The sequence below is a fragment of the Burkholderia mayonis genome (assembly GCF_001523745.2).
Classification (GTDB): domain Bacteria; phylum Pseudomonadota; class Gammaproteobacteria; order Burkholderiales; family Burkholderiaceae; genus Burkholderia; species Burkholderia mayonis.
Window position 1 is genome coordinate 2,511,304 of sequence record NZ_CP013387.1, and the last position, 19,211, is coordinate 2,530,514.

General features: G+C 64.3%; 16 protein-coding genes and 1 pseudogene. 3 read left to right on the forward strand and 14 right to left on the reverse strand.

Annotation, left to right across the window (positions count from 1 at the left end):
- Window positions 1–2: 2 nt before the first annotated feature.
- The 3 genes from WS70_RS30175 to WS70_RS32040 form a co-directional block, all read right to left on the reverse strand.
- Window positions 3–758, reverse strand: coding sequence for a transporter substrate-binding domain-containing protein (locus tag WS70_RS30175; protein ID WP_059596905.1), 756 nt, complete (start codon window positions 756–758; stop codon window positions 3–5).
- 34 nt (window positions 759–792) lie between these two features.
- The gene (locus tag WS70_RS30180; RefSeq protein WP_059471155.1) at window positions 793–1,542 is read right to left on the reverse strand and encodes an IclR family transcriptional regulator; all 750 of its coding nucleotides are present in this window, start codon (window positions 1,540–1,542) and stop codon (window positions 793–795) included.
- Between the two features lie 163 nt (window positions 1,543–1,705).
- Complete coding sequence (locus tag WS70_RS32040; protein WP_159082994.1) at window positions 1,706–1,954, reverse strand: hypothetical protein; 249 nt, start codon at window positions 1,952–1,954, stop codon at window positions 1,706–1,708.
- Window positions 1,955–3,175: 1,221 nt separating this feature from the next.
- Between WS70_RS32040 and WS70_RS30190 the strand changes: the two genes are divergently transcribed.
- Window positions 3,176–4,114 carry a LysR family transcriptional regulator gene (locus tag WS70_RS30190; protein WP_162499018.1) on the forward strand — a complete coding sequence of 313 codons (939 nt, stop codon included), beginning with the start codon at window positions 3,176–3,178 and terminating at the stop codon, window positions 4,112–4,114.
- A 269-nt stretch (window positions 4,115–4,383) separates the two neighbouring features.
- Here the strand turns inward: WS70_RS30190 and WS70_RS30200 are convergent, their stop codons facing one another.
- From WS70_RS30200 to WS70_RS30235, 8 genes and pseudogenes are all read right to left on the reverse strand, one after another.
- On the reverse strand, window positions 4,384–5,298 hold the full coding sequence (locus WS70_RS30200) for a DODA-type extradiol aromatic ring-opening family dioxygenase (protein WP_059596904.1): 915 nt from the start codon (window positions 5,296–5,298) through the stop codon (window positions 4,384–4,386).
- A gap of 45 nt (window positions 5,299–5,343) precedes the next feature.
- Complete coding sequence (locus WS70_RS30205; protein WP_059596986.1) at window positions 5,344–6,315, reverse strand: quinone oxidoreductase family protein; 972 nt, start codon at window positions 6,313–6,315, stop codon at window positions 5,344–5,346.
- 28 nt (window positions 6,316–6,343) lie between these two features.
- The gene (gene asnB, locus WS70_RS30210; RefSeq protein WP_059596903.1) at window positions 6,344–8,212 is read right to left on the reverse strand and encodes an asparagine synthase (glutamine-hydrolyzing); all 1,869 of its coding nucleotides are present in this window, start codon (window positions 8,210–8,212) and stop codon (window positions 6,344–6,346) included.
- A gap of 44 nt (window positions 8,213–8,256) precedes the next feature.
- Window positions 8,257–9,741, reverse strand: a complete 1,485-nt coding sequence (locus WS70_RS30215) for a 4-hydroxyphenylacetate 3-hydroxylase family protein (protein ID WP_059471086.1) — start codon at window positions 9,739–9,741, stop codon at window positions 8,257–8,259.
- 25 nt (window positions 9,742–9,766) lie between these two features.
- A complete protein-coding gene (locus WS70_RS30220) occupies window positions 9,767–10,678 on the reverse strand; it encodes a TauD/TfdA dioxygenase family protein (protein WP_059471087.1) in 912 nt (303 codons plus the stop codon).
- Window positions 10,675–11,733 carry an L-tyrosine/L-tryptophan isonitrile synthase family protein gene (locus tag WS70_RS30225; RefSeq protein WP_059471088.1) on the reverse strand — a complete coding sequence of 353 codons (1,059 nt, stop codon included), beginning with the start codon at window positions 11,731–11,733 and terminating at the stop codon, window positions 10,675–10,677. The genes WS70_RS30220 and WS70_RS30225 overlap by 4 nt, the downstream gene beginning before the upstream one ends.
- 614 nt (window positions 11,734–12,347) lie before the next feature.
- A pseudogene (locus tag WS70_RS30230) lies at window positions 12,348–12,812 on the reverse strand (GH92 family glycosyl hydrolase); the annotation flags it as partial.
- Window positions 12,802–14,718, reverse strand: a complete 1,917-nt coding sequence (locus WS70_RS30235) for an SMP-30/gluconolactonase/LRE family protein (protein WP_059471090.1) — start codon at window positions 14,716–14,718, stop codon at window positions 12,802–12,804. The gene WS70_RS30235 and the pseudogene WS70_RS30230, both read right to left, overlap by 11 nt.
- Between WS70_RS30235 and WS70_RS30240 the strand changes: the two genes are divergently transcribed.
- Window positions 14,711–15,031, forward strand: coding sequence for a hypothetical protein (locus WS70_RS30240; protein WP_156438093.1), 321 nt, complete (start codon window positions 14,711–14,713; stop codon window positions 15,029–15,031). The genes WS70_RS30235 and WS70_RS30240 overlap by 8 nt on opposite strands.
- Before the next feature lie 65 nt (window positions 15,032–15,096).
- Here WS70_RS30240 and WS70_RS30245 read toward each other — a convergent pair whose 3' ends face one another.
- Window positions 15,097–15,462 (reverse strand): nuclear transport factor 2 family protein, encoded by a 366-nt coding sequence (locus WS70_RS30245; RefSeq protein ID WP_059471092.1) that lies wholly within the window; start codon window positions 15,460–15,462, stop codon window positions 15,097–15,099.
- 464 nt (window positions 15,463–15,926) lie between these two features.
- Here WS70_RS30245 and WS70_RS30250 point away from each other — a divergent pair, with 464 nt between their 5' ends.
- Window positions 15,927–16,688, forward strand: coding sequence for an SDR family oxidoreductase (locus WS70_RS30250; protein WP_059471093.1), 762 nt, complete (start codon window positions 15,927–15,929; stop codon window positions 16,686–16,688).
- A 372-nt stretch (window positions 16,689–17,060) separates the two neighbouring features.
- On the opposite strand, the gene WS70_RS30255 is transcribed toward WS70_RS30250, so the two are convergent.
- Complete coding sequence (locus WS70_RS30255) at window positions 17,061–17,501, reverse strand: hypothetical protein (protein WP_059471094.1); 441 nt, start codon at window positions 17,499–17,501, stop codon at window positions 17,061–17,063.
- 442 nt (window positions 17,502–17,943) lie between these two features.
- On the reverse strand, window positions 17,944–18,975 hold the full coding sequence (locus WS70_RS30260; RefSeq protein ID WP_059471095.1) for a fatty acid desaturase: 1,032 nt from the start codon (window positions 18,973–18,975) through the stop codon (window positions 17,944–17,946).
- Between the last annotated feature and the right edge of the window lie 236 nt (window positions 18,976–19,211).

A 19,211-nucleotide genomic window follows, 5' to 3' on the forward strand; every position in this document is an offset into this window, starting at 1 on the left:
GGTTATTGCGCGCCGGCGCCGAACCACTTGCGGACGATCGCCGCATACGTGCCGTCGGCCTTGATCTTCGCCAACGCGGCGTCGAGCGCGGCCTTCAATTGCGGCTCGTCCTTGCGCACGGCGATGCCGTACTGCTCGGTCGTCAGCGGCTTGTCGAGCACGCGGAAGCCACCGCGCGTACGGACCAGCTGATAGGCGGCCGGCTTGCCGGTGACGGCGGCATCGGCGCGGCCGATGCCGACGAGGTCGAACATTTCCTGGTTCTTTTCCACTTCGACGCGCGTGATCTGCGGGAAGTTGTCGCGCAGGAAGTTCACCGACTTGGTGCCCACCTGCACCGACACCTTCTTGCCGCTCAGATCGGCCACCGTCTTGATCGGCGAATCGCGCTTCACCAGCGCGACGAGACCGCCCGCGTAGTACGGGCCGGCGAAATCGACAACCTTGGCGCGCTCGTCGGTGATGTATATCGCCGAGATCGCCGCGTCGAAACGATGCGCGATCAGGCCGGGAATCAGTCCCTTGAAGTCGATGTCCGTCCACTGCACGCTCTTGCCCATTGCTTTGGCGAGCGCATTCATCATGTCGATGTCGAAGCCGGTTCGCACACCGTTTTCGGTGTACTCCATCGGCGCGAACGTGGCGTCGGTCGCCACGCACAAAACGTCAGGGGTTTGCGCCGCGGCGTTGCCGCAAAAGCCGGCGAAGGTGGTCGCCAGCGCGAAGCAGGCAAGGGACAGCAGACGTTGCAATTTCATCGAAAAACTCCTTTGAGGCTCGGGGTGAGACGGATCATTCGGCTTGCAGATGCAGGGAAATCGCGCGAGCGGTTCGCAGCGTCCCGTCGATGAACTGGCTTTCGCGGCCGATCGCGCGCGTCGAAGGCGCCATCAGCGTGATCGACGCGGAGCTGCTCACGCCACGCCATGTGCGATGGAATATCGGCGCGCTGACGCCCCAGACGCCGGGGTCGACCTCGCTATCGCTCACCGCATAGCCCTGCGCGCGAATCCGCTCCAGTTCGGCTTCGATGGCCGCGCGCCCGGCGCGGTCGCCGGCGAATACCGAGTCCAGCACTTCGCTGCGCGCGTTCTCCGCCATGAAGGCCAGCAGCGATTTCGCCGACGCGCCCGCCTTCAGCGGCACCGCGCGGCCCTTTTCGAACGAGCAGCGCAGCGACTGCTCGCTGTCGACCCTGTCGAGGCACATCGCCTGATTCTTCACCGCGACGACGAGCCCGACGCTCTCCTTCGACGCCCGTGCGAGCTGCTGCATCTCCATGCGGCTCGCTTCGACAAGCATCGAGTTGACGTCGAAGCCGAGCGCAAGCTGAAGACTGATCGGACCAGGCGCATAGTGCCCCGTATGTTCGGCGACGAAGCCCCAGCGCTTGAGCAACGCGATCTGCCGATACAGCGTGCTTTGCGCGAGCCCCGTGACGCCCTGCAGATCCTTCACCGACATGGCCTTGCCATGGCTCGCAAGCGCGGCCAGCACGAGCAGCACGCGCTCCGCACCAGTGACTGTGGTTCCTGAATTCACGACAAAAGCAATGCATGTGACAACGAAGTCAGCATGCCAGACCACTCTCAAAAATTAAAACCGAATTTCCCATGAAACGGGAATGGGATGGAGGGGTTTTCCCTCGCATGAAGCGAGATCGCGTTCCGCGCGCGCGGAACGTGAAGCAGCGCGCGCCGACGGCTCATGCGCAGCGGCCCATGGCGACGTGAGAGGCCGGATTGATGTGAAGAAAACGCGGCGAAATCGGCACGGCGACAGCCCGTCGATCAGCCGGAATCGCGTCCGCCGGACGGGCGGTGGCCAATACCGCCGCGCGCCGTCGATGCCTGTCATCGCTGGCCGGCAACCCGACATCTGCATTCAATATGTCGACACGCATCGCATCGCCGCGCCGATCGCATCGCCTGGCCCGTTGCGCCGACATGTTCATGTGCGACGTCGCGGCACGCTCGATTCACTTCCTGCGCGCCGCAATGGAGACGGGGCATTGCGCGAGCACGTGGCGCTCGCGCCTCCACCGCCTCCACCGCCTCCGCTTCGATCGGCCATTCCTGATCGCTCATCACGCCCGTCAAATGACGGACTGCTTTCGACATCGCCGATGTGTATTTTAAGCACGCATCAAATGGATCTCGCATTCACGTTATTAGTAACCCAAAGAGAACCGAATCACAATAACGATTCGTTCCCGTCAGTAACCTGCGGGTAACTTAATTCCAAAATAAGACCAGTCTCTCGGCCACCCAAGATCAAGATTTCCACATTTATCCGAAAAGGATGAATTCCGCCGAGTTCGACCGAAATCACGCCATTTTTATCCGAATTCACTGTCTCACGCCCCATACCGTAGCGGTATCCCGCGTCCACACGCCATCGCGGCTCAGGTCTTGCACCGCCTGCCGCACCGCCGCTCCACCTCGAGTCCGGCGCATCGTCCGCGCTTAAAAACCACCCTCGCGGCATCACACGCCAAACATGAAGGCGCCGTAAAGGATTGAAGAAGCCGAAACAATGAATCGATTCAGTCCCAGTCGATTTGTAATTTTTCGTCAGCGATCGAGGCGATATCTTAGAGATAGTCGTCTCAGACAAAATTATTTACCATTCTTTTATTAAGATCTTAAGTCAGCTATGGAATACTGGCGGCGATGGCTGTAAAGCGTATGCGAGGGAGCATGAATTCTGCGAAATTTGATTGCTGCTGCATCGCATTGCCTTGCCGATGAACCGATTTCCGCAAGTGAAAAACAAGGGCTGCGATGAATTCTGGCTCGCTTGGATCCTCTTTCGTGGTTCGAGCATGCAAAGGAGGACGAATTTGACGGTCGTAGCCCATCGCCGTCGCGGCGACGCCGATCGCCTGATTCGCGCCGTGCCGCCGACGGCGACGCGCACGTCGGCAGCCTCGGTCCGCGACGAGCGGATCGCGCGCGGTCGCGCGCATCCCATTGCCCGCCCGACGTCGCGCCCTCCCACGATACTCCCCGACGGCACATGCCGCATGCGTCGGAACAGCCATCGTCCAGATCCAGCACCGGGTTCATGCCGCCTTATTGCAATGCAATGCCGTTGCGACATCGGCGCTCCGTCCGCAGCAGGACGGGTGCGCCGCCCGGTATTTCGAAACATGACCGTTCTTGAGGTGGGAAATATGTCCGAGGCGGGGATAAGAAATTTGAATCACCTGCGCGTTTTCATGGCGATTGTCGAGAAGGGTAGTTTCACTGCGGCAGCAGAATGTCTGTGCATGTCGAAATCGCTGGTCAGCGAATACCTGAGCCGCCTCGAAGCGGAGATCGACACTCAGCTCGTGATGAGAAGCACTCGCAGGATTGCGCCTACCGACGCCGGCAACAAGCTGTATTCGGCGTCCCAGGAGTTCGTCAGCGGCCTGTACGACGTGATCGGCAGCATCCGGTGCCTGCGCCACGAATCGACCGGCCTGCTGCGCGTCGCGGCGCCCAGCGGTTTCTCCACCGCGCATCTGAGTTCGATCGCCGCGACGTTCATTCATCGGCACCCGCAGATCGAGCTCGAGATCGTATGCAACGACGAGGAAATCGATCTGGTCGGCAAGCGCATCGATCTCGCGTTCGAGACGGGCTGGCCGAAGAAGAAGGGCTTCCGGATGAAGATGCTCGGCGCATTCGACCAGGTGCTCGTCGCATCGCCCGAGTATTTGCGCAAGCGCGCGGTGCCAAGACATCCTGACGATCTGCCCAGTTCGCATTGGATCGGGCACGGCGGGCTCGCGAACCTCAGCTATTCGGTGTTCGGCAACGACGGCCGCTCGGTCCGGATCCAGACGAACGGCCGCCTCAAGGTGAAATGCGTGCTGCTCGCGCATCAGATGGTGCTCGAAGGCGCGGGCGTTAGCGCGTTTCCCGACTATCTGGTCGCCGAGGACTTGCGGGAGGGACGCCTGCACCGGCTGCTGCCGACGTGGACGATGCCGAAAGGCGGCATCTACGCGTTTCGCACGTCTTCCCGGCATGCGTCGGTTCGGGAGCGACTGTTCCTCGGCGCGGTTCAGGCGTATCTGGCCGGTCTGTCCGGCGAACAGATGCGTGCAGGCGCGGCTCCGACCTAGCGGCGAACACGTTCTGTCGCTTCATGCGGAACGGCGCTCGCTTCGATGCTCGCTCGTGTACGTCGGGCCGAGCATCGGAGCAGCGCGCCGCTCTCCGGCTTCATGCGGGGTGACGACGGGTTCAGACTGGCCGTCGCCCGCACGGATATCGCGCATCGAGTTCGATCTGTCGGCCGCGATCGTATCGAAAGCCTGCGGCATCGTGTCCGCCGCTCATGCACGCAGCGATCTCCAGGCGATCGTGCGCCGCCGCCCGCGCATCGTCCCGATCATGCGCCTGCCGCTTTCCCGTGGCGCTGCGGCGCCGCCCGCGTCCACCCGCGATCGGCCGGACTGAACCACAGATGAACGTGACCGGTGCCGATCCCGTTCTCGTACTCGCTGAAGAAACGCCCGCGCGCCGCGCACGCGTGCGCGCCGATCGCGCCCGCCATCATCAGATAGTGGCCGAAGTTCGCCTCCGGATGAAAATGCAGAAACGCCGGCATCGTTTCGATCACCCGGTCGTGCCGCCCTTCTTCGAGCCACGCGATCCGCCGTTCGTCCGCCGCGCGCGCGGCCGGCGTCACGATGTTCGACGCAGCGCCCGCCATCCGGTTGCGCAGTTCCGCGAGCGGCCAGAACACGTGCGACAGTCCGCCCGACGCGATCAGCAGCACGTTGCGGTCGAGCCGCTCGACCGCCTCCGCGACGATCTCGCCCATCCGCAGGTAATCGCCGGTGGTCGCGGTCTGGCACACGGAAACGGAAATCCAGCGCTTGTCGGGCCGTCCGAGATAGGTCCACGGATTGAGCGTCGCGTAGTGGATCGGCAGGCACGGATCGTCGACCGCGGCGATCCATGACGCGCGCCGCGGCGCCAGTTCGGCGATCGCGCGCGCGAGCTCAGGATCGCCGGCGAGATCGTACGGCAACTGCCGGATCGCGTTCGGCATCTCGTCCGACGTGAAGCGGCCCTCGCGCCGCGCGTGCGCGGTGACGACCGCCTCGGTCGTGGTCCGCCAATGGCTGTCGAAGACGAGCACCGTGTCGTAGTCGCCGGCGTCGAACACTTCGCGCCGAAGCTGCATCAGGCCGGTCGCGAGCGTGAAGTCGCGGCCGCCGTTTTCATGAAGCCGCGTCGCCTCCGACATCATCACGACGGGCGCATGTGAAATCAGGCCTGCGCCGATGATCTTTCCCATAGATAGGCATCCTGTTCAATGAGTGAGCGAGCGGGCGCATCCGCGTCACGGCACGAGCAGCAGCTTGCCGGTGGTCCGGCGCGCGGCGAGATCGGCATGCGCCTGCCGCGCGTCGGCGAGCGGATAGATGCCGCCGATCCTGATCTCGAGCGAACCGTCCGCGACAGCGTCGAACACTTCGCCCGCGCGCCACAGAAATTCGTCGACGGTCGCGCGGAAGTGTTCGAGATATGGACGCGTCAACGTGAGCGAGCCGCCCCACAAGAGCCGCATCACGTCGACGGGCGGCACCGGGCCGCTCGCACCGCCGAAAATCACCAGCGTGCCGCGCGTCCTGAGACTCGCGAGGCTCGCGTCGAACGTCGCGGCGCCGATGCCGTCGTACACCGCATGCACGCCCTTGCCGTCCGTCAACCGGCGCACCTCGGCGGCGAGATCGTCGGCCGCGTGGTGCAGGATCACGTCGTCCGCGCCGTTGCTGCGCGCAAGCGCCGCCTTCTGTTCGGTCGACACGGTGCCGATCACCCGCACCCCGCGCTGCTTCAGCCACTGCGTCAGCAGCAGCCCGACGCCGCCCGACGCCGCATGAACGAGCACGGTGTCGCCTTCGCGGGCCTTGTATGAATCATTGACGAGATAGTGCGCGGTCATCCCCTGGACGAGCGCGGCGGCGGCCGTCTGCAGATCGATTGCGTCCGGCGCGACGATCGCCTTGTCCTCCGGCACGATCACGTGTGTCGCATAGCTGCCCATCACGGTCGTCCAAGCGACGCGATCGCCCGGCTTGAAACGCGTGACGTTCGGGCCGACCGCGAGCACGCGCCCCGCGCCCTCTTCGCCCGGCGTGCCGGGCAGCGGCATCGGATAACGGCCTTCGCGGCGGTACAGATCGATGAAGTTCACGCCGGCCGCGGCGAGCTCGACGAGCAGCTCGCCTTCGCCGGGCTCTCGCCGGGTGCGCGCCACGTAATTGAGGACGTCCGGGCCGCCCGTCTCGCGGATCTCGATTGCTTGCATCAGTTCGCTCCAAGTGTTCGTCAAAGGATCAACGCGCCGGGACGCCGTCGAGTTCGATTCGATAGAGATCGAGCCAGTCGTTGAGCCGGCTGCTCGACTCCAGCAGGATTCGTTCGAATTCCGAAAGGCTGCCGGTCGCGGTCTTCGCGGTCAGGTTGCGCAGCGCGCCGCCGTCGAGGAACGGCTTCAGCGGCGCGCGACCGCCGTCGATCGCCTGATTGAGGCGCGCGATGAGACCGCGGTCGTAGCCCGGCGCCTGAATCGACGGATATGCGGCCTTCTTGCGGTTCAGCACCGACTCCGGCAGCAGATCGGCGGCCGCCGCGCGCAACAGCGCCTTCTCCTGGCCGCTGAACGTCTTCATCGCCCATGGGATGTTGAACACGTATTCGACGAGCCGGTGGTCGCAGAACGGCACGCGCCCTTCCAGGCCGCTCGCCATGCCCATCCGGTCCTTCTTGTCGAGCAGCACCGGCAGCCAGCGCGTCAGCGTCAGATAGTGCAGCTCGCGCGTGCGACGATCCTCCGCGTTTTCGCCGTCGAGGCGCGGCACCTCGGCAAGCGCCGCGCGATAGAGATCCGCTTCGTACTCGCCGAGCTTCAGCGCGTCGATGAACCATCGATGGAACAGCGCACGCGGATCGAGGCCGCGATGCGCGCCGAGCTTGAGCCATGGGAACGTCTGCGCGCCGCGCGCAGCCGGATCGGAGAACCACAGGTAGCCGCCGAAGATTTCGTCGGCCGCCTCGCCCGACAGCGCGACCGTCGCGTGCTTGCGGACCTCGGCAAAGAGGCGATATAGCGACACGTCGAGATCGGCGAAGTTGAACGGCAAGTCCCACGCGCGCATCACTGTTTCGCGCACCTGAGGATCGAGCAGCCCGGCCTGGTCCAGCTCGATCGTGTGATGGTCGCTGCCGATGTGCCGCGCAACCTCGAGCGCAAACGGCGCATCCGCCGTCGGGCGAATCGGGTCGGCTCGAAAGTGCTGCGTGTGACCGGTGAAATCGACGCAGAATGTCGACAGCGCGCCGCCGCCGTTCGCGCGCCGCTGCTTCTGCGCGATCGCGGCGATGGTGCTCGAATCGATGCCGCCCGACAGCAGCGCGCACAGCGGCACGTCGGAAATCATCTGGCGCGACACGATGTCGTCGAGCAGCGAGCGGATCGTCGCGATCGTCGTCGGCAGATCGTCGGTATGCGGACGCGCTTCGAGCGCCCAATAGCGCGCTTCGACGATCCGGCCGCGCCGCACGCGCAACACATGGCCGGGCTTCAGTTCGCGCATGCCGGAGAACGGCACCTGTCCCGGCGTGCGCAGGAACAGCAACGCGTCGCACAGCCCTTCCGACGACGTGCGCGCACGCACGTCCGGATGTGCGAGGATCGCCTTCGGCTCGGAGCCGAAGATCACGCCGTCTGCCGTCGGGTAATAGAACAGCGGCTTCACGCCGAGCCGGTCGCGAACGAGCAGCAGCTCGTCGCGCGCGGTGTCCCAGATCGCGATCGAGTACATTCCGTTGAGGCGATCGACGAACGACGCGCCCCATTCGAGATACGCGCGCAGCACGACCTCGGTGTCGCAATGCGTGTCGAACCGATGGCCGAGCGCGGTCAGCTCGGCCCGCAGCTCGCGGAAGTTATACGTTTCGCCCGCATACGAAATCGCCGCGCGCGGCAGATCGCGCGGGCCGCGCTCCGGTGTGAGCATCGGCTGCGCGCCGCGTTCGAGATCGATGATCGACAGGCGCCGGTGCCCCAGCGCGACGTGCGTGTCGAGCCACACGCCGCGCGCGTCCGGGCCGCGGCGCGCGAGCGTATCGGTCATGCTGTCGACGATCTGCGCCTCGTTGCGCAGATCGCGGGCGAAGTCGACCCATCCAGTGATGCCGCACATAATTGCTCCTTTGAGTTGAAACGATAGGGATCGGATGGCGCGATTCAGCCGTGCAGCCACGGCCCTCGCGACCAGCCCGACGCGTCGTAGTCGTCCATGCAGCGCTGCGCGAACGCTTCGCAATCGGCGAGCTGGCCGAACCGGGTCGCCCACGTCAGCGAATCGAGACGGATCTGATCGAAGTTGCCGGAGTAATGCGTTTCGTAGACCGAATGACGCGAGCCGAACTCGCTGCCCGTCGCGTCCCAGATCAGCTTGAAGAGCTTGATCCGCTGTTCCGGTTCGAGCGCCGCGCCCCGGTAGTACGCGTCGATCAGCCCCTTCACCTGCGGATCGAGCAGGTCGGCCGCGCCGGATACGGTGACGAGCGGCGAGCCGCCGAGCGCGGTTTCCATCAGCTCGCGCACGCGCTTCCAGATCTGCGGCACCTGAATTCGCAGCGCCGATGCGTATTCGAGCTTCGGCACGACGACGCCGGCCTGCGTGCGCACGGGGTCGCGCGCCATCGCGGACGTGATCGCCCTCAGCAGGTGCCACAGCGAAATCAGCTCGCCGAGCGCCGCCTGAATCCCGCGAAACTGCTGCGTGCCGTTCGCGTGCGTGCCGAGCGACAGCAGCCCGATCATCAGTTCGAGCTTCACCGCGAGCCGGATGCCGGATTGGAAGTTGTAGAGATTCGCGAAACCCGACGCCGCATAGAAACCGGTCGCGCGCTTCACGTCGCGATAGACGAGCACGTCTTCCCATGGAATCAGCGCGCGATCGAAGATCAGCACGCTGTCGTTCTCGTCGAAACGGCTCGACAGCGGCGCGTCGAACGGGCTCGTCGCGGCGGCTTCGTACGACGGCCGGCACATCAGGCTCAGGCCCGGGTTGTCCATCCGCGCGAAGAACACGACAGCGAAGTCGTCAGCCTTGCCGGGCTCGAGCAGCGCCGACGCGACAGGCGCGACGAACGTCGCATTGGTCAGCGCGCCCGCGGTCGCGAGCATCTTCACGCCGCTCACGACAATGCCGCGATCGGTCTCGTCGACGACGTGCACGAACACGTCGCGCATGTCGTGAATCGCCTTGCTGCGATCGAGCGGCGGATTGATGATCGCGTGGTTCAGATACAGCCCGTTGCCCGCGAAGCGCTTGTACCAGTCGGCCGCGTTCTGACGAAAGTCGCCGTAGTAGTCGGCGCCCGCCTCGAGTCCCGACATGAACGCCGCCTTGTAATCGGGCGTGCGGCCCATGAAACCGTAGGTCATCTTCGACCACAGCTCGATCGCGTCGTGCGCCGACAGCAGATCGTCGACCGACTGGCTCGGCTTGAAGAAGCGATGCGTAACCTGGCCGTGCCGATCGGGCGCGGTCAGCCGCTCGCGATGCTCGCCATGCAATGCGTCGTACAGCGAAGCAATGCTGCGGGCCGCGTTGCGGAACGCGCGGTGCGACGTGACGTCGGCGATCCGTTCGCCGCCGAGATACACGTTGCGCCCGTCGCGCAGGCTGTCGAGATAATCGTTTCCGGTCATCAACGTCATGGTCGTTCCTCCGTCGACGAAGTTGTCAGGCTGCTGCATGGGGGGTTGTCTCGGCGTCTTGCAGCTGTTTCGGCAAGTGCGGATTGCGCAGCGGCGGCTCACCGTGGATGTGAACGCGGCGCAGATGGCGACCGGTCCGGCTCGTGAAGCGCTCGCGTCCGTGCAACAGCGTGAAGTTGTCGGTGAGCACGACGTCGCCCGTCTGCCAGCGATGCGCGTAATGCGCGCGCGGATCGTAGAGCGCGCGCTTCAGGCTGCCGAGCAGCGCTTCTTTCTCGTCGTCGGCGATGCCGCCGAATACGTAGCTCGACGGATTGATGAACGTGCTGTCGTCCGCGATCGGCGGCTCGCAGAAGCGCAGGATCGGAAATTCGCGGCGCGGATGCTGCTCGATAATCGGCGCTTCGACCGTGTTGCTGTAGAGCGCGACCGTGCGCTGATAGCGTCCGTGCGCGCGGCGCCACAGCGCGCGCGTCTCCGGCGTCGCGACGCGCAGCGCCTCCGTCGTGCTCGAGAACGTCGTACGCCCGCCATCCGCTTCGCCGATCGCCTGCACGCACTGGAACACCTGAAATTCCGGCACGGTTTCCAGATACATGCCGTCCCAATGCAGCGGCACGTAGCTGCTTGCGAACACATGATCGGCGGGGTGCGCCTGCTCGCACAGTTCGAGCACCGCGCCGAACGGCCACATCATGATTTCGCCGAACGTCGCGCAATAGCGGGTCATGCTTTCCGCATCGACGAAGCTGTCGAAGCCGCGCAGCACGACGAGCTGCTGGCTGCGCACCAGTGCGCGCAGCCACTCGACCGACAGCTCGCCGACATGAACATGCGCGCGGCGCGGCTTCACCAGCACGCCGAACGAACACGGTTCGCCGCCGTCGCCGACCAGCGGCTCGAGCGACACCGATCGCTGCAGGAACAAATCGCTCATACCGCCTCCAAAGGAATCCGGGGGCTGCCGGCGTTGGCCGAAGCGCTTTCGCCGCCGGCGGCGGGAAGCGGAAGGAGACCGCCGCCGCCGATTTGCGATCGCTCGATTTCGTAGTGGCTCGGCCGCTCGTCGCGCATCACGATGCGGCCACCCAGCAGCTCGACGTCGCGGCGCTTCATCAGCACGAACTGATCGCCGAAATCGACCGCGACGCCGTGCCATGGCGTCAGCCAGTTATCGCGCGTCGGCATCATATGGACGCCGATCTTCAGGCTCGCCGCGGGCTGCGGGTGGATCGACAGGCGAATCGCATCCGGAAATTGCGTGGCGAGAAGCGCGCCCCATGCCCAGCTGCGCTGAATCACGCCGAGCGCGCGCGTCTTCGAATCCTTCTGCAGCGCGGCCTTCGAGCCGCGATAGTCGGGCGTGAAGCCGTCTTCGAACATGAAGCGGGTGATCGCGCGATACAGCAGCGTGCCCTCCTCCTCGCTCGTCAGCTTTCGCTTGATCGCGTCGATCGGATCGGCGAATTCGTCGACGAGCAGCCGCCGCATTTCGCCGAAGCTCGACGTCCGGTTCGCGAACGCTTCGAAGTTCTCGAGGTTGTACGTCGACAGATGGTCCGCATGCAGATCCGCGATGATCTGCCGCAGCGCGCCCTGATACGCGGTGATGTCGCGATCGTCGACGCGGATCAGATCGCCGAACACCCGGCCGTCCGAGCAAATGGTCAGCTTCGCGCCGGGCGCATGGAAGCTTCGAATCCGCTCGCACAGGTCATTCAGGAACGACAGCGAGAGCTTCTCGGCCATGTCCGGAAAGCGCCCCAACACCTTGTTCGGATTCGGCGATTTGGACGGGAACGCCGGCAAGACGAATTCCACCGGCCGCGCCGTATCGACGAATACACGGATTCTGGGAAGCTGAACGGCGTGAATCTGCTCGATTTCGTGACGGATATCCGAATCCGTCGTGTATTCGGGATATCGACGATGGATCTTGAGAATTTCGCCCAGGATCGCCAGGGAAATCTCGTTGTTCCGGTCGTTTTTCATGAATTTCGACCTCGCTGATCGAATAGGTTAATGGCGAGGGAAATTCTATTTTTCGTTTAAAACTTGATAAATACTGATTAATCGAAATAACCGTTCGAAGAATCTGCTTACATGGCGAATAAAAATACGGCCATCCGCGCTCATTCAGATTGATGACGCGTTTCTGGCTTATCGATTGATTAACGGATTGAAATGCTGACCAGGATTGGAATGATGGGCGATATGCGGGAGACGGAAACGAGAAACTGAATTCGCCATTTGAACGACCACGTGCATCATCTTCTGCGAACTGGATTCGATCAGAACGGATATCGATGGAGAGTCTGGAAATAGCCCATTCAAACAGCTTTTATTCAATCGATCGCGCTCGACACACTCCGATTCATCCGATGAGCCGCCGATATGACTGCGCCGGGAACAAGAAAGGGAAACGAAGCGACAATGGCCCCGACCGCTGCCGTCTCGCGTCAAGCGCGCCAAATGTGAAGCGCGGCTCATCGATCGTCGGAACGGCGTGCAGCGGCAAGCCGCCGCCTTTCGCCGGCCACGGCCAACCCGCGCATGCCTCGTGCGAGCGCCACGCATCGGCATGCGCCCGCGCCCAAGCATCTACATCAAGCCGCCACGCCGATGCCGAACACGTGCATCTTGCCCGCGCTCACCTGCCGCGGCAGCGTGACGCTCGTCACGACCTTGCCGGCCGGCACCGGAATCTTCTGCGCGAAGATGTAGGTCTTCACGTTGTCCGTCTGCCCGCTGCCGGCGTTGCGATAGGCGGCCGTCGCCGCGATCGCCGACTTCGCGCTCGCGCTGCCGCCGTTCAGCGTCCAGTCGTCGAACGACAGCGTGACCTGCGCACTCGTTCCGTCCGCGAAGTTCAGCCGCGCGATACCCGCGCTCGGCCCGTTGTTCGACGCGCCCAGCACGACGACGCTGCTGCCCGTCGAGCCCGGCGGCAACATCACGGCCTGGCCGACCGTCACCGCGTTGTCGCACATGAACGCCGGCGGCGCTCGATGCGGCGCCGCGCCATCCGACGTTCGCCCGCCATGATCGAGCGCACTGCCGTCACGGCCTCCATCGATAGACGACGATGCTCGAGCCGTTGTAGTTGTCTTTCGTGATCACGTATTCGCCCGTCGATCGCAGATAGGCTCTCAGGCCGTACATCGAATCGACGTCGTTGCCGACGTCCATCGTGCCTGTGTTCGAATTGATCAGCGTGGTGACGAGCTGGCCCGTGTTGAGATCGAAGACGTCGACGTTCGGCACGGTGTGCACGTAGCCGACGAACAGATAGTTGCCGGCCGCCGCGATCGACTTCGGATTGGGGTTCGTAAGCGTGATGACCGGATTCGGCTGGGTGACGTTGCCGGCGTTCCAGCCGTGATAGACCTCGATCCGCCCGTTCATCGCCGTCCAGTCCCAGCTCCCCGCGAACCCCTGCGCGAGGATCATCGTATCGCTCTCGGACATGTGGAGGATGCGCGCCGAAGGCTGGATGCTCGCAGGCGTCGGGATCGAAGCGGCCGCGCCCCAGATCGGCTTGCCGGTCGCATCGAAGCCCGTCAGCGGATAGTGCGCGATGGCGTTCGTCCCGTTGAGGCCGGCCCACACGTCCCCCTTGTCGTCGATCGAGAATCCGGCCGTCACCTGCAGCGTCGTATTGAACGCCTTGCCCGGCAGCGACGCATCCGGGATCGCGATGTAGCCGCTTGCCGCGTTGAAGTGATAGAAGTTGAAGTTGCCCGGATTCTGCCCCGATGCGACGAGAATCTTGTTGCCGCCGACGCTGACGAGCTGGCCGAAGTGCTGGCCGCGCTGGTAGTCGTTCATGTCGAGACGCGGATCGGAAGGGTACGTGAACGGATCGACGGTGTTCGCGACGAAGGTGCCGCCCGCGGTACCTGTGTAGATGTTCATCCCGCTATAGAAGTAAGCGCCGTCCGTCGTCGGATCCGGCGCGGCGATCGCCTCGAAGTTGAGCGCCTGGAGCTTCCACAACGTGTTGCCGAAGGTGTCGTATGCGCGAATGTCGGTGGCGCCGTTGCGGCCGAGATCCCAACCGCCGCCCCATGGATTGTTGAGCACGTATAGCGTGCCGGCGGCGTCCTTGCCGATGCCGACCACGCGCGTGAAGCGCTTGTCGCCGACCTGGCCTTTGATGCCCGTCGTGGTGTCGAGATAGCCGCCCAGCACGCCGAACGTGCCGACCTGCTTCGGAATGCCTGCGATACCGTAAAGCTTGATGTTCATGTCGGGCCCCTGATCGCCGACCATCAGTTGCCGTTTCGATGCATCGTAGTACAGCGACGACGGCCGCGACGTCGTCGGCATCTGGATCGTGTTCATCAACGCGCCCGCCGGACTGAATTCGACGATCTTGGCCGCGTTCTTTTGGGCTACCCAGATATTTCCCGCACCGTCGAGCGCGAGCGCGCCGGGATTCGCGATGCTGATGTCGCGCTGCCAGACGCCGTCGGTCGTGAAAACCCGCACGCGGTTGCCGAAGAAGTCGCTTGCATAGAGGCGCGTGCCCGCCGTCGCGAGACCGGTGATCACGTCGGCCCGGCTGACGGCGTTCCACACGCTGACGGGAATCACGAGATCGCGTGCGAGCGTCGTCCGGTTGTAGCGCGCGGCCGAGCCGCTGCCCTGCGAGGTGCTGTATTGCGACGCCGCGAAGATCGATGTCGCGTTGCCCGTAATCGCGCCGCCCTGGAACTCGGCGTGCGTGCCGATCGAACCGAGGCCCTTGCCGTTCTGGTAGATCGCGACGCCGCCTTCGTTTTCGTCCCAGAAGGAAGCCGTATAGACGACGCCTTCGGGCGAGACCCACATCGACCGCGCGTTGTTGCCGACGTGCGACGCAATGGTTCCGTAACTGTTCGCCAACCAGTCCGTCGTGTATTGCGCCTGCGCCGCGGGCGCGATCATCGCGATCACGGCGCCGACCCATGCGGCATGGATGCGTTTCTTGACCATGATTGATGCTCTCCTGACCTGGCCCGTCGAAACCGTCGAAATATGGATTGCCGGGCATGACATGAGTGAGTACGGCGAGCGAATCGCCGCCGCCCTCGCTGATTGGTCACCACGCATCTTCAGCCGCATCGCGATTTGCTTCGCGCCGCCACGCGACATGGCAGGCTCGTCGACACTCGTCTCGTGTCCGTATCGCTTGCTTTTTCGGATCGCTCCGTCGATCCGTCGTCGAATGACGATGGGTTTCGCCTTGTCGCTCGCAATTGAATTTGTTAAGGAGTCTGGATCGACGCCCTATTTCTTGATTCGGTAAAACCGTCAGCAAGTCCGATTCGAAAGCGGTAGAAAATACAGCCGCCTCGATGCCTCGCTAGTCGATTATCCGGCGTAATGAGCAAACGCTTTTGCGACTCGCCGATCCGGCCCGAAGTGAAACACTTCGAGCGCCAGCCGCCCTTTCGCGCCACGGTAATGAATCGCGACGCTGTCGACGCCGGCCAGCGTTGCAATCCATTCGAAATGCAAATCCGGAATCATGTGCAGCGCCTTCGACCAGTACGCGCCGACCGCGCCCTTGCCGCAAAGACACCCGCTGGGCTCGCCAGCGATCTGTGCGATCATCGGCGACGACATTTCGAATCCGTCGGCGTAGTGCGACAGGATCCGGTCGAGGTCGTGCGCATTCCAAGCGTCGATCCATTCCCGGCCGAATTGCTGAGCGAATTCCTGCGTGATGGGTTCCATTGGGGGCGAGTATCGAGGATTGCTTGAGATAAGCCGGCGGGCGTCAACCGTCATTCAACGGCTTGCGTCCCTGGCATCGTTCGGTTTGCGAATCGTTTTCGCTTCGCATTCGGCATTTCATCCATGATTCCGACTCAAGGCTAGCACGCAATCATGTCATGACGATATTCATTTGATATGGCTCGCGTCCTGATCGAAGACGGACGATTCCGCTATGGACCGGGTTCATCGGTCGGCAGTTCATCGGTCGGCATTTGCGCCAAGTTGGTGCCGACGTTAGGATACCGGCTCATCCGGTCATCCTGCCGCGCATCGCCGATCCGGCTGCCGACGGGATGACCGCAACGGCCGGCCGTTCGACACGCGTCGATCGATTGGCCGAGCGCCGCTGAAACAGATCGTCGGCCATCGCGTCCCGCATCGCGCAGACCGCGCATTCAGTTCTCTTTATTTTCCGAATCGATATGGTCACTCGCTCTTCTCAATTACCGGCTGTTCGCGCAATCGTCACCGGCCACACGCGCGGACTCGGCGCGGCGCTCGCCGCACATCTGCTTCAACGGAACATCGCGGTGCTCGGTCTGTCGCGCAGCCGTCATCCGTCGCTCGGCGCGCAGGCGGGCGACCGGTTCGTCGAAGCCGAGCTGGATCTGTCGGACCCGGCGCGCGTCGAAGCGTGGCTCGCCGGCGACGCGCTCGGCGATTTCGTCGCCGGCGCGAGCAGCGTGCTGCTGTTCAACAACGCGGGGACCGTCGAGCCGATCGGCCCGCTCGACACGCAGGACGCGGCGGCGATCGCGCGCGCGGTCGGCCTGAACGTCGCGACGCCGCTGATGCTCGCGAGCGCGATCGCAAAGATCGCGTCCGAAACGGCCGAGCACCGCATCGTGCACATCTCGAGCGGCGCCGCGCGCAACGCGTATGCAGGCTGGAGCGTCTATTGCGCAACCAAGGCCGCGCTCGATCATCACGCGCGAGCGGTCGCAGCGGATGCGAATCGCGCGCTGCGGATCTGCAGCGTCGCGCCGGGCGTCGTGGACACCGGCATGCAGGCGACGATCCGCGCCAGCAGCAGCGACCGGTTTCCGTCGCGCGAGCGGTTCGAGCAGCTCAAGTCGAGCGGCGCGCTCACGACGCCGGACGACGCCGCGCGCCAGCTTGTCGACTACGCGCTGAGCGACGACTTCGGCAAGGCGCCGACGGCCGACCTGCGCGATTTGGGGTGAAGCCGGGACGCGAGCCTGAATGTGCGGCCTGAATGTGCGGCCTGATACGCGTCGCCGGCATCCTGTCCGGCGCGCCGACACGGCAGCCGACTGCCGCGACTTTTTCTGCGGTGCCGCCGATCGAAAACGCGAGCCCTTCGATTCACCGAAGGCCGCCGAATGGGCAACGCGGACGCAGCGTCGGTGAGGGAATCTCGATGCATGCGCGCGGCGCGAAGCCGCACGCCGCCATCGTGCATGAGAGCCTTGGCATGATCCGCCCGGCAACGATTTCGCATCGCACGAAAATCGGCCGACGCGCGCTGAAGCAGGCATTCCGCGCCCAGCGCGCGACCTCGGATCGAATCACGCCAATCGGACTCGCTTCACTGCTCAGTGGCGATGGTGATGCTTGCCGTGACGGTTGCCCCGGCGATAGCCGCGGTCGTAGTCGTCTTTGTACGAATTCGAGCGCGAGATGTTGCCGCCGAGCGCGGCACCCGCGCCGCCGCCGACGGCCGCGCCGACCAGGCCGCCGCCGCGGCCGCCCATCGCGTTGCCCGCCGCGGTGCCCGCACCGCCGCCGAGCGCGCCGCCGATGATCGCGCCCGTGCGCTCGCGGCGATTCGACGTGACCGCGCCGCCGGCGCCGCCGCCGACCGCCCCGCCGATCACCGCCCCCGTGCTGCCGCCCACTGCGCCGCCGACCGCCGCGCCGGCCACACCGCCGAGTGCGCCGCCGAGCGCATTGTTCATGTCGCCGGCGACGGCCGGCAGCGACGCAGCAGCAGTCAGCGCCGCGATCGCAACGATCTGGATGAGTTTCTTCGACATAATTGAAAGGTCTTCTTTCGTTTTAGGTTTGAAGCAGCGGCGAGTATACCGGGGCAATGAAAGGTATCTGTTTCCTTTCGGTGCGGCTGCGGTAAGAGATGTAACAAAGTGATCCGGCCGTGCGCGGCTGGTATGGCGCGGCTTGGCGGCGCGCATGGGCACGGACGCGAGCCGCAAAAGATCAGGAATTCGGGGAACGAATCAGGGACCGCCGGACGACACGCGAACCGCGCCGTAGCGTTTTCGTATGACGCGGAATCGGATGCGGAAAGCGTGCGTCTAATCCCGCCGACGCATCGGTCACGCGCGCAACGTAGGTGCGAGACCGTCGGTACCGGACGACGACATTGCCACGAATCGAAGGCGTCGCGGCAGCGTGCTCCGACGTCGCCGTTCGCCGGACATCACGTCCGCGTAGCGCACGATATCGTTCAAGTAGCCATCATCCGCCGATCTGCACGCAATCGTCGATCACCGCGACGCGCGCGCCGCGTCTCGCCAGCGCCAGCGCCGACGCATCGTCGTGCGCGAACGGATGAGCGGGCGCATCTGTCTCGCGCCACGCATGGCGTTTCAGCAGTTCCCAATAGCCGCCGCGAATCACGAAGCCGCCGCATTTTCGCGCATACGCATCGCGTCGCATCCGGTAGGCGCGCGGCAGGTGATACCAGGGCAGTTTCGGCAGATCGTGATGCACGAGATGGTAGTTGTTGTTCAGGTACAGGAGGCGCATCACGGGGCCGGCTTCGTTGATCGCGATGCGCGCCTTCGGATGCGCGGCTGCGCGATGCTCGTACAACGAACGAATCATCGCAAGCGACTGCGCGGGCCACGTGATCGCGAACAGGTAGTACCACCACGGCACGCCGACCGACAAATGCAGCCACGCGAGCAACATGACGACGGACACGCCGTGCGCGGCCCACATCGGCGCGTAGCGCCAGTCGCCGCCGCGCCATGCGTGCAGCGTATCCGCGCACATCGCGGCGACGCTCGCCGGCGGCCCGACGACGAACCGCCCGACGAAGCTCTTGCGCGCATGCCACAGCGCGCGCCGCCAGTGCGGGAGCCGCACCCACTGCGCACGCGGCACGTAATTGCTTTCCGGATCGATGCCCGGCACCGTCAGGTCTTCGTCGCGGTGATGCTCGAGATGGGTATCGCGATACAGCGTGTACGGATACCAAACCGCCAGCGGCGGATAGCCGAGCAGCTTGCTCAAGCGCGCGGAGCGCGTCGGATGGCCGTGCAGCAGCTCATGCTGCAGTGACGTGTGCCATGCGCACAGCGCGATCAGCGGCGGCGTCGCGGCCGCGAGCGGCAGTCGCCCGGCGCGCACGCACAGCAGCACGCCGAGCCAGCCGCCGTAGATGACGACGATCAGCAGCCAGGTCGGCCACTCGGTGCGCGCGGCGAAACGGCCGCCGAGCGCCTCGATCTCGCGCGCATGATCTACGTCGAAGTATTCGGCCATGTTTCAGTAATGACGGAGGCCGAACGTCGACAAGCGCGAACGACAACGTCGTCGCCCGCGATACGCACGGCGGAACACGCACCGTAACCAACCGCCACCGCCGGACCAACCAATGGATTCGCATTTGCTTATGCGGCGGGATCGGCGTTCGATGTGGCGAAATCGCGAAAAGGACGGTGCATCGGTTCCGGCGATGTCGATGTCGATGTCGATGTCGATGTCGATGTCGATGTCGA